Source organism: Stieleria bergensis (genome assembly GCA_007745635.1).
Lineage (GTDB): Bacteria > Planctomycetota > Planctomycetia > Pirellulales > Pirellulaceae > Stieleria > Stieleria bergensis.
The window spans coordinates 2,105,719-2,118,043 of sequence record CP036272.1 but is presented as its reverse complement, the minus strand read 5'-3'; the positions used below and the strand labels follow the sequence as shown (position 1 = coordinate 2,118,043).

The following is a 12,325-nucleotide window of genomic DNA, read 5'->3' as shown; positions in this document are numbered from 1 at the left end:
GTTACCGGCAATGAGCGGTTATGGCATGTTCAGCGATGACTACTACTTAAACATGAACCTGGCCACGGAGATGGATTTACCGCAGAATCGCGAATCGGTTCTGCATTACTTTGAACAGGTGCGTCGTCGCTATCCTGAACTCATGAACTTCTATGCTCGGGAAAAGTCCGAGTTTGTGCTGGAGGAAGAAAAAGAAAACGGAGCTTATCGCTGGGTCACCGTTGAGCCTCGCCGCCTGACCAGCGGTAGCGTCAATCCGGAATCGTTTGACGCTGCAGTGGAACAGCATCGCCGGGTGCTCGAACTTGTGCCCTATGAGCTGTCGATCACTCCGCTTGATTGTGAATCACTCAGCGTGATGGCGGGGTTTGATTTCAACTTCAGCGGCAATCACAACGACTTGCTGACTCAGGCGATCGGGATCGCGCCAGGGCTGGAACGCTTCACCGCGTTACCCTACGGAAAAGTGCTTTCCAATGAACCTGCGATCCAATTTGCCTTGGATGAAGAGTGCCGCACACAGTGCCGCATTAGCTTTGAATCACGCACGACTGCCTACCAGGTGCGCACCGGAGACTTCGGCGAGGAGCAATTAAGTGTCTACATGACGGTCCGCCGCTTCGACAGCTTGGGTCCCAACGAGTCCTTTGAAAAGGAGTTTGTACGTCTTTCGGGTCTCTGCCGCGACTTGATTGATGAATACCTTGTCGATGCCGTCCTGCGTCCCCTTCAGCAAGCCATCTCGTTGCACTAGAGGCAGGCATTCGCAAAGTGGCTGATTCTGCGACAGCCACCTGACAAACGTGGCGGGCGAAGCGAGTGTGCTTCGCCCAGCTGCCCTCTGGCAAGACCACCCCACGGCAGGCAGGAACAACCGTGTACCGACACGGACTCTGGCCGTCTGCTCTGCGACTGCTTTCCAAATCCCTGGCCATCAACACCACTCTGCTGATGGGGCAACGATCCGGTTGCAACGACTGTGTCAATTCTTCGAGGGACCAGTCCTTAGTAATCCGTGGCATTTCTCATGCGGAGGTATGGATTTGAGCTAATTTTCATTGCAGAGTTGTCCGGTTCCCCTCGGTCAGTTGCTGCAATCACTTGCACCACACGTCAAAAACTGACGGTGCGAGTGCCTGAAAATTAGCCCGCAGCCTGTCATCTGGGATCACCACCGTGAGCACTCACCCCAAGTCACGAGTCTTTGACTTTTATCTTCTCGAAGATCGCATCCTCCTGAGTGGTGATGGCTTGGATGGCTCGACAGATGTGGTTCCCGATCCGCATCTCAATTTGATCGCCAACCTCGAGTCTCAACTTCACGACGATCCGCTGTTCGGCCAAACCGCCCAGCAAGCGCTCGATCGCGACACGAACGTTGACCGCGACAGGCTTGACGAAGACGACTCTCAGCACCCCGTTCCCGAAGCCGACAGCAGCGATGCGTCCATCACTCGGACTGAACTGATCATTGTGGATGCGGGGGTCGATGGCTGGGAAACCCTCATCGATGGCTTGCAACTTGAAGCCGACGCTGACACGCAGTGGGTGGTTCTCCATCTGGACGGCAGCGTCGATGGCGTGCAACAGATCACTGAATTGCTGCAGCCGATGATGGATGTCGATGCGTTGCACATTTTGAGCCATGGAGATGACGGTTCGTTTCAGCTCGGCAACACCGCACTGAATCAGACCAGCATCAACGGTTACGCGGGGCAACTTGCTTCCTGGGGCGCGGCACTGTCACCTGAGGCGGACCTCCTGATCTATGGCTGCGATCTGGCCCAAAGCGACTCTGGCCGCTTCCTGCTTGATTCAATCGCGACACTTTGCGACTGCGATGTTGCAGCCAGCACTGACGTGACCGGCCATCGTGACCTGGGCGGTGACTGGGACCTGGAATACCAAGTCGGACAGATCGAAACCGACATCGCCATCTCAGCTGCTGCACAACTGTCTTGGCGCAACACACTGGCCAGCCCCGATGAGATCACTGTGACTGAAACCACTGATGGTGGAGTCACGGTCAACACCTCAGGCCCCGACACCGTTTTTGAAGCTGCCGCATCCATTCCATCCGACCTGGATCGCTTCACCTACGAACTGACTTTCTCGGGTTCTCCGACATCGGGATCCGAAACGTTCCTTTCCTACAACGTCTCGGGCGAAGACCAACTGACGTTCACCATCGATCACAGCACGAACAACCTGGTGCTAGACATTGGTGCTGGCGGCACCGTTGAATCTTCCCAGATCGATTACACCAATGCGTTGCTGGACGGGCAAGTCCACATGTTAAGCATTAACTGGGACAACACTGCGGGTGATTGGCAGATTTACATTGACGGAGCGTTGATTGATTCGGGCTCCGGCTATCAAGCTGGACAGGTCGTACAAGCGGGTGGAACGCTGGTCTTTGGTCAGGAACAAGACAGCGAGTCAGGCGGCTATCAACTCGATGAACGCTTTGTCGGCACTCTGTATGACGCTCGACTGTTCGATGACCTGCGAACGCCAACCGAAATTGCCAGCAACCAGAATGTAACGCTTGATCGGCAAACACAAGGCTTGATTGCCAACTGGCGATTCGATCAACAAACCAGCGATGGCACCATCCTGGATGCCGTTGGTGACATGCATTTGACACGATTGGATACGTCGCCACCTTTGTATCTGGATCAATCGGACCTGTCCCTGAGTGTGCAATCGCTCTCTGACGATGGCACCGTTGTTGGCCAAGTCACTGCATCGGACGCCGATCGCGAAGCACAGATCAGCGCGCTGCTTGCCGCCGATCCGGATCTGCACTATTCAGAGGAAACCGGCAAGTTCTATCAACTTGTCGACACCGCGACCGACTGGACGGACGCTCAATCCACCGCCAACTCGACCAGCCTGCAGTCCATTGCCGGAGACTTGGTTGCGGTTGAATCATCTCTTGAAAACCAAATCGTCGCCAACATCGCCTCAGCAGCCTCGGGCAACGTTTGGCTGGCTGGTACGGATGAAGCCATTGAAGGCCAGTTTCGCTGGGACTCGCAAAGTGGCGACTCGGACGTTTGGTACAGCGGCAGTTCACCGGTCAACGACGCCTACAACAACTTCGCCGCCGGCCAGCCAGACAATCTAGGCGATCAAGATTACTTGCAACTCGATGGCAGCACCGGATTGTGGCGGGACCAAGCCAACAATGACTCCGCAGCAATTCTGATTCAATGGGATGCCGATGAAGTCCTGGACCAAACGCAAGCTTTGACCTACCAGATCACGTCGCAAACGGTCACAGGCGCCTTTGCGATCGACCTAACGACAGGCACGATTGTGGTTGCCGACGGCAGCTTGCTCGACGCCAGCCTGCTTGCCACGCACGCCGTGCAAGTCGAAGCCACTGATGTCAACGGCGATACCTTTCAACGCACGTTCCAGATTCAAATCACGGACGTTAATACTGAACAAACGCTCGCTCCAACAACTGCCGTGACGGTCAACGAAGGGGCCACAACCACGATCACGACGGCGAACCTGTCCACCACCGATATCGAACAATCCGCCAGCGAAATCATTTACACGGTCACCGGCGATGTCGCTCAAGGCCAACTGTTTCTGAACGGTGCAGAAGTGAACCTCGGCGGTCGTTTCACCCAAGCCGATCTCAACGCGGGTCTCGTCAGTTACGCCAATCACGGAGAACCCGTGACCGCAGATCAATTCTCCTTTTCAGTGGACGACGGAGCGGGAACGACCACTCAAGGTTCACTGGCGATCAACGTGGTCCTGCAAGACGATCCGGTTGTGATCACCGCCACCGAATCACTCCAGTCCGTCCAAGGGAGCACCATTCAGTTTGGCCCCGCTGGCGATGGCTCGATCAGTGTGTTTGACGAAGAAGATGCAACGATCACGGTTTCGTTGAGTGCAACGGATACTGAACTGGCGATTGTCGCAACGCCCGGCGTGACGATGATTGACGCTGATGGAACCGATGGCACGCTGCAATTCAGTGGCTCCCAGGACGACATCAACGCGACCCTGGATCTGCTAACGGTGACACCTGACGTGGCGACGATCGGCACCATCGTGCTGAACATCGCAATTGATGATGGCAACACGGTCAGCAACGACACCGTGGACATGAACATGAACTCGGGTGTCTTCACCATGGTCTGGGACGGCGGCGGTGCGACCGACGATTGGTCTGACCCGTTGAACTGGGACCTCGATTTGACGCCCGACGCCAACGACACTGTGATTTTCAACACGACGAGCCTGAGCGATTCACAGGTCGATGCTGCCTTCGCTGGCAGTGTCAGTTCGGTGGTCGTGACCGCCGGTTACACGGGGCAGATCGCACAACAGGTCGACCTCAGCGTTGGTTCTGATCTGACACTCGCCAATGGCACCTGGACCACAGCCAGCAATGCCCTGGACATCGACGGGGACTTAACGGTCAATGGCGGCACCTTGAACATGACGGACTCCCAGGTCCTGGTGGGCGGCGATGTGCAATTGCTTACAAATGTTCTGGCCGACAATTCGACGCTGACGCTCGACGGCGTGGGAACGCAATCACTTGAAACCACTCAAACGCTGAATCATCTTCATTTTGATTCCGCTGGATCCATTAACGTCTTAAGCGATGTGCAACTGACCGGGGACTTGATTGCCAACGGCGGCACGCTGGACTTTGCCGGAAATGAAGTCAACTTGACCGGCACCCAAGACCGAGTCATTCAGACCGCTGGTTCAGCACTGGGGACGATCAACGTCAATACCAGCGGAACGGTAACGGTCAACGGGGACGCGTCAATTGCCGGCGATGTGGTGATTCAAGATGCCAATGCCATCAATGGCGACGCGTTGCTGATTGAAGGTGACTTAACGATCCATGATGATGCTTGGACGGCCACGTCGGACTTCACCATGGTGGGAGGAAACAATCAAACTCTGTCCGCTGCTGGCGGGAGCTCGTTGTTACCGAATCTCACGATCAACAAATCCGGTGGGACGCTGACTTGGGTCGATGACTTTTCCCTCGATGGCAATGTTTCGGTGACTGCTGGCACCATCGATGCCAGCACCATGGACTTGCGATTGTCGCCGACCTCCGGTCTCTCTATTGACGGCGACATCGGTCCCATCGCTTCACTGCGGATTGATTCGACGTTCGCCATCACGATTCAAAACACCTTGCAGGTCTTAGGGACGACGACGCTTGCGAATGTGTCCTCCCTGGCCCGAGGGACCCTGCAAGCGTTCGGTGATGTTCAGGCGATTGACACGCGTTACACTGGTTCAGCGACCTTTGAACTCGCTGGCAGCAACGATCAGTCCATCACCACCGAGGGCAGCGCCGGCTCACTTCGAAACCTAACGGTGAACAAGACCGGTGGCACTGCGATGGTGGTCGACGATCTGCGTCTAACACGAGCGTTCACCTATGTCGCGGGCGACTTTGACACGGCTTCAGCCTTGATCACCTTTGAATCAACGGGGGTGAGCATCGATAGTGGCGCACACGTCTGGGGTGATGTGGCGTTTGATATCTTTTCGGTGACCACGATCACCGGAGACATGCACGTTGATGGAGACCTCTTGCTTCAGAACGCCAGCTCATTCAATGGCGGTTCCATCTTGGTAACCGGCGATGTGCTGAGCACGGCGTTCCGATCGTCAACGGGCAACACCACCATTCAACTAATCGGTACCGGAGACCAAGTGCTTTCTGGAAACCACTTTCATAGCGGTGATGTGATCATCGACAAAATCAGTGGCCAGGTCACGATCGCAGGCGACCTAGAACTCGACGCGACAGACCAGGACTTGATTTTGGACAATGGCACGCTCGGGCTTTCCGGCCAGCAACTAACCATCACCAACGGCCTGACGCTCAATGGCGGCGTCCTGACCGGCTATGGGGCGATTGTCGGTGACTTGGCCGTCGGTGGGGCAGCGGAAGTAGCCCTGGCAATCGACAGTTTAGCCCCGGGTGGATTTGACCAGCTTCAAGTCAGCGGAAACGTCTCACTGGCAAGTGGAGCCACCCTGGCGGCTGATTTGACAGGCGTGACCACCAGCGAAGATCGCAATGGGCTGATTCAGTACGGCAGTCGCACAGGAAGTTTCACAACGTTCCGACTGGACAACGATGCCTTGGGTGTCGACGCAAACTTGCAATACGATGATCTCGCGGGTTCGTTGAATCTTAGCCTGAACGATCTCCCCAGCGGCAACATCGCCGACGTCAACGTGCTGGAGGACTCGGCGCCGTTGGTGATCGATCTTGCGGCCGTGGTCAGTGACGCGAATCATGCTGATAGCGAACTGACGTATCAAATCATTGCCAACTCCAACACGACCTTGGTCACGGCGACCAATTTGGATCAGGACGCTGATACATTAACACTGGTCTTTGCCGCCGAAGAGAACGGAACAGCGATCATCACAGTGCGTGTCACGGACCCCTTGGGGGCTTTCAGCGACATGGCGTTTACTGTCACGGTCGCTGAACAACTCGATCCACCGACACTGACAGCGGGATCAATCAATGTGGACGAAGGAGCCGAGTTCATTTTGACGGCCGCTCAACTCAGTGCCAGCGACCCGGATTCTGCCGCGGATGAACTGCGTTACAACATCACGTCCCAACCGCGGCAAGGCGTGCTGTTGGTTGACGGACTTCCAGCGACTTCGTTCACACAAGAGCAACTGGAAGCGGGCCGAGTCAGCTACCTGCACAATGACAGTGAAACAAATGGCGATCAGTTCACGGTGCAACTGAGCGATGGCGCCAACACGCTGGCTCCGGCGACCGTGAACATCAGCATCAACCCCGTCAATGACCAGACGCCGATCATCGGTTCCAACGGCGGCGACGCGACTGCATTGCTAGCGGTTTTGGAAAACACAACCCTTGTGACCACCGTCACCGCGACCGATGGCGATCTGCCTGCCCAGGCCATTCAGTACAGCATTGTCGGTGGTGCTGATCGCGACGAATTCATCATGGACTCGGGTACCGGCGAACTGTCGTTCTTCCCAGCACCTGATGCCGAAACACCGTTGGATGCCAATCGCGATGGCACCTATGAAGTGATCGTTGCGGCCAGCGATGGCACACGACAAGACACTCAAACCTTGACAGTGTCGATCATCGACCAGGATGAATTTGATGTTTCGGGGATCAGAGACATCGACGCGTCTGCAAATGTTGTGGCTGATCCCACCGTGATTGGATCGACCGTCGGCGTCACCGTCAGTGCCAGCGATGCTGACATCACCAATTCACAGATCACCTATCAGCTATTAAACAGTGACACAGTCCGTTTCACCATCGATCGCAACTCCGGCGAAGTGCGAACGGCGCAATCCTTCACTGCATCTGAGGCCGGCACGACACGCACCATTGTTGTTCGTGCAATCTCAGCAGATGGGTCGTTTGAAAACACCCGCATCAACATCAGCATTCCGGGTGCTGCGAACACTGCACCGACTGCTGTCGACGATCAGTTCAGCGGCAGAATCAATCGAGACATTGTTGTTGGCCCCGCTGAACTGACTGCAAACGATCGTGATCTGGAAAACGATCCGCTGACGGTGACCGTCATCAACACGCCAACCAACGGCACGCTGATCACGCTGATCGACGGCACGATCGTGTATCGCCCAGACCGCGGCTTTCATGGCGGCGACTCGTTCACCTATGTGGCCGATGACGGAGCGTTGCAAAGCAATCTGGCCACGGTCACGATCGACATCGCCAATCGCCGGGTCGACACTGGCAGCGCACCACCAGCACCCCCATTGGCTCCCCCCCCAGGCAATCCAGCTCCCGTCGTGCCTGGTCCACAGCCACCGATGGACGCGCCCTTTGACTTCGATTCGCCCAGCCTGGACCCTGGCGATTCCAACGCGGGCGACACCAGCCGAAACGAATCTGACAGTGATTCCAACGAATCGCTTGAGCGTCCCATGTCGCGACCAGCGTGGAGCTGGCAAGCCAACGTCAGTAGCCAAGGTTCCAGCGATGGCCCATTCAAAGCCGGTTTCGAGGTCGCCCAAGCGAACGCCTTGGAACTCGTCTTGGAAACGCTGTTGCTGAATCCAACGGAGAACATGCTGGACATTGCCGAAATCAAGAACAACCTGCATGACCTTGAGTTAACGCTCGCCAATGATCTTCGCCAAGCCATTTTGTGGGACATGTGGGACTCGAAACAGTGGAGCGCAAGCGATGACCCCGTCGCAATGGTGATTGGGACCGCAGGCCTAGCCGCTGGGTTCTTTTCTATCGGCTACGTGATGTGGGCACTTCGCGGTGGCGTGGTCGTGTCCATTCTTGCTGCGGGACTTCCTGCGTGGCGAATCATCGATCCAACCGCCGTCCTAACGGCCTATCGAGCTTCCATGGATGAAGCCGGCGAAGAGCTCTCTGATTTAGTGCGTCGCTAGACGGCAGATCAAAACTGAAAGTACACAAAAGGAGAAAAACCACGCGGTGCGTACAAGATCAAGGCACCAATCAACAGCGTGGTGGCCACTGGGCTGTACCACTGATCAATGGGTAAACGCATCGCTCGTCGCCAACGGGTCGCCCAAACAAGGTGCTCGACCACCATCAACGCCAGCACGCCAAGCACCAATGGCGGCATCCAATGAATGCCGTCGCCACCTGCGACCATTCGCAACAGCATCTGCAAGGCTTGGTCCAGGCTGGTTGCTCGAAACAGCACCCAGCCGAGCGACACCACCAGCATGGTCAGCAGCCAACCGATCACTCGCGTGAACAAGATCGCGGGAAGTGATTTTGTTTCCGATGCAGCTGCCTGCCGCTCCTGCTTCTTGCGAAACCACGCGCCAGCGCGGCCCAGGGAAAGTGCCATCCCATGCCACAGTCCCCAAAAGGCAAAGTGCCAAGCCGCTCCATGCCAAAGGCCGCCTAAGAACATCGTCAAGGTCAGATTGAACTGCGTCCGGAGCGCACCGCACCGACTGCCCCCCAAGGGAATGTACAGGTAATCACGAAGCCAGCGAGAAAGCGTCATGTGCCAGCGATGCCAAAACTGAGCCGGACTGGTTGCCAAATACGGATGTCGAAAGTTTCGCGGGAACCGATAGCCCAGCATTTTTGCCACACCGATCGCAATGTCGGTGTAGCCGGAAAAGTCATAGTAAATTTGCCCTGCATAGGCCAACGTTGCCAGCCACAAGGTGGTCGAATCATAGAGCTCGGGACCCGCGAAGACGATGTCGACAAATTCGCCAAGTCGATCGGCCAACAGAACCTTCTTGACCAAGCCGCGCAGCACACATTGGCTACCGGAGTAAAACCGTCGACCAGACCGCGTTGGCATCCGGCTAAATTGCGGCAACAATTCACTGGCCCGCACAATCGGCCCAGCAACCAACTGAGGAAAGAAGGCCACGTACAAAGCGAAGGTGACGAAGTTCCTCTCTGGCTTCAATTTGCCACGAAACACGTCCAGCGTATAGCTAAGCGTTTGGAACGTGTAAAACGAAATCCCTACCGGCAAAATAATGTTGAGCGTGCCTGTGGAAAGTCCCAACGGCCCCAACAACTCCGCAGCTGATTCCACAAAGAAGTTGCAGTATTTAAAGAATCCCAGCAGCCCCAAATTGCTGCCCAGACTAATGCCCAACCACCAACGTTTACCGGCACCCTTAGCACTGGCAATACGACGCGCCGCCACGTAATCCACGACGGTTGAAAACAGCAGCAGCCCGCAGAAACGAGCGTCCCAGTATGCATAAAAATAATAACTGGCCACCAGCAACAACGCGTGCCGCTGACGCAGACTGCGACAGGCCCAAGTCGCCGCCAAGATGACGCCCAGAAACAACAGAAATTCAAGCTGTGTAAAGATCATCGCAGATCAATCCTTTGCCTGAGTGTTCACTGCCTGGCTGAACAGCTCGGTTTCCAGTTGTTCCACGATCGCCTGGGCGATGATTTGATTGCCAAGCTGATTGTAGTGCCCCACGCCAAACTGACCGTTATCAAAGCCGCGCGGCCACGCGCCTTGCGCGACCGATTGCTGCATGAGATCACGCAGGTCAACAACCGGCCAACCGTAGCGGTCGCAGATCGCGCTAAACAGGACAAACTCGGCAGCCCAGTCATCGGCGGACTTCAGTTGTCCCTCGATGATTGCGGGGCTCTTGGGGGCGTAGACGAAACAGCACGGTTGCTTGGTGATCGTGTTCAACTCAGCCAGTTGCTTGGCCAGCCAATCAGTCCGCTCACCGAACGAGCCCTTTGAATCACCGCGGCCAGACGTCAGCAACTCGCCCCGATCAGCTGTGCTGTTCCAGCATGGCATGAATCTCAAACGGCGTCGCTGGCCAGTCAGCGGATCTTGCCAAAGGTTGCGTGCCGCTTGTAGGACGACCGCCGGCACGCGATCGAACACGCGCTCGCCCGGTCGTAACGCAAACTCAAGACGGCGTTCGACGGGCACGGTCCAGTCGGAGATTTCGGTGACCAAGAACACGTGTGCATCGACGGCGGGCGCCGTTTGGCCGGCTGCAGGATCTAAGGATTCCAAATGCCGGATTTGAAACAACCAGTCGTTGCAGTTGTCTCCACTGCTGGCAAATGGCAACGCATTGATTCGTCCCCGTGACTGACGGAGGACCTGAGGGGCGATTTTATCGCGGTCAGCGACACAAACGCCTTCCAGCTGCGAATCGCCCCACAAGATGACTTGCCGATCGGCAACCCGCGCGTCGGCTGGCTGGTTGACGTTGCCGGGCACCGGATCGATTTTGGAACGATACCGGTTCTGTCCCGGCATCCCCAAGGGCCCGATCGTCGTCGTCGCGTAACCTTCGCTTCGCCAGCGATAGTGCGTCCCCGTTTCCAACACCAGTACGCCCCGGATCGGGTCAATCTGGCGCGTCTGATAACTGCGCAAGAAGATTGGCGACGTGACGGTCAACAAGCACACGCCGACAAGGGAACCAAGGATCCAATTTCGCAGCACTCTCGGCCAGCCCATTAGGCTTGAGTCACTCGGTGTGTTGGCGTGGGGCGTCCGGGACGCAATGAACGCGCATTGATGGACTCAATCGGCCAGCCTTGATCGGCAGCGACGCCTTGCAAAGCGTTCTCACAGAACTGCTGAAGTGTTTGCGGATCGAGTGCCACCCGGGCGTTGATCACGATCTCAATCACGCCTTTGACTGCGTGCCCAGCTTCCAAACCGACTTCGACGTCACCAAAGTTATCCACCAAGTTCGCCACCGCATGAGTGCCATCGCCGGACACCGAGGCTTTGACGTGGGCGATCGCTCCAGCGGACTGCTGAACGATCTGACGACCAATGTGACGGACCAGCGCTTCGGCCACTTCATTCAAGTCGATCGGTGCCATGCTTTGCACGGAGGTTGCCAAGTTCACCCAGCCGAGCTCTGCTTCTCCATCAGCGTAGGTGTCATAATCAATGTCAAGCAAACGCTGACCAGCTGGCAGGTCCGACAGCATCATCTGCATCACTTCGTCAACCCCTTGACCACTGCGAGGGCTGACGGCGATCACGGGGACATCCGGGGCGACTTCAGACAAGCGTTGTTTGAGTTCATCAATCTGCTGCTGGTCCATGGTGTCCGCTCGACCGATCATCAAGTAATCGGCTTCTTCAAGCTGCTTGCGGAAAATGTACTCCGCCTGCGGAGAAAAACCGCTGAGTGCCGTTTGCGAGTCACCACCGGCCAAAATGCGTCGCCCATGACCGGGCTTGAGCATGACGCCAAAGGGAGCCAGCTGAAACTGCTCCCCCAATAACTGCTGCAGAGGCAAGATGATCGTGGCCACAAGATCCGTGCAACTGCCAACCGGTTCGGCCAGTAACAGATCCGGAGCCGCATCGGCACCAAGTTCTTTGGCGGCAGCCACCATCTCATCAAAGCTGCAACAGAAACAAGCCCCAGCCACTTCGCCGACAGCAAATCCCTGTGCACGCAAGTTCTGAGTGTCGACCAAATCAGCTGCCTGATCGTTGGTAATGATTCCAATGCGCTTGCCCTGAGCGACATAGCGGCTCGCCAATTCGCCAATCAAGGTTGTCTTACCGGCACCCAAAAAACCACCAATCAATGCAAATCGTGTCACACCAATCTCCACTCAGTCAGTTCAAAACGTCAGGACCGCCCCGTCTGTGCAGGGCAACATTACAGCATAACCCAAGGGCGAACCCCTGACAGCAACCGCCGGGTGAACAAGACTCGATTCAAACCAGAAAGCGGCGTTGTGAGGCGTGCGGTACCACGTTGCCAAGCATCACGCTCCCCCAACCACTCCTTGCCATCC

Annotated in this window: 5 protein-coding genes; 2 read left to right on the top strand and 3 right to left on the bottom strand. The window is 56.4% G+C overall.

The genetic code is table 11. The features are described from left to right. The first annotated feature begins 10 nt into the window (after window positions 1-10). Both SV7mr_RS07155 and SV7mr_RS07150 read left to right on the top strand, forming a co-directional pair. Window positions 11-754, top strand: coding sequence for a hypothetical protein (locus tag SV7mr_RS07155; protein ID WP_145270551.1), 744 nt, complete (start codon window positions 11-13; stop codon window positions 752-754). A gap of 422 nt (window positions 755-1,176) precedes the next feature. Next, window positions 1,177-8,448 (top strand): DUF4347 domain-containing protein, encoded by a 7,272-nt coding sequence (locus tag SV7mr_RS07150; RefSeq protein WP_145270549.1) that lies wholly within the window; start codon window positions 1,177-1,179, stop codon window positions 8,446-8,448. An 8-nt stretch (window positions 8,449-8,456) separates the two neighbouring features. Here the strand turns inward: SV7mr_RS07150 and SV7mr_RS07145 are convergent, their stop codons facing one another. Genes SV7mr_RS07145 through SV7mr_RS07135 form a run of 3 tightly spaced genes read right to left on the bottom strand, consistent with a single transcriptional unit; the run spans window position 8,457 to window position 12,127 of the window. Next, the gene (locus tag SV7mr_RS07145; RefSeq protein WP_145270547.1) at window positions 8,457-9,884 is read right to left on the bottom strand and encodes an MBOAT family O-acyltransferase; all 1,428 of its coding nucleotides are present in this window, start codon (window positions 9,882-9,884) and stop codon (window positions 8,457-8,459) included. 6 nt (window positions 9,885-9,890) lie between these two features. Continuing rightward, window positions 9,891-11,015, bottom strand: coding sequence for an SGNH/GDSL hydrolase family protein (locus tag SV7mr_RS07140; protein WP_419188212.1), 1,125 nt, complete (start codon window positions 11,013-11,015; stop codon window positions 9,891-9,893). After that, window positions 11,015-12,127 carry a GTP-binding protein gene (locus SV7mr_RS07135; RefSeq protein ID WP_419188211.1) on the bottom strand — a complete coding sequence of 371 codons (1,113 nt, stop codon included), beginning with the start codon at window positions 12,125-12,127 and terminating at the stop codon, window positions 11,015-11,017. The genes SV7mr_RS07140 and SV7mr_RS07135 overlap by 1 nt, the downstream gene beginning before the upstream one ends. Window positions 12,128-12,325: the final 198 nt, after the last annotated feature.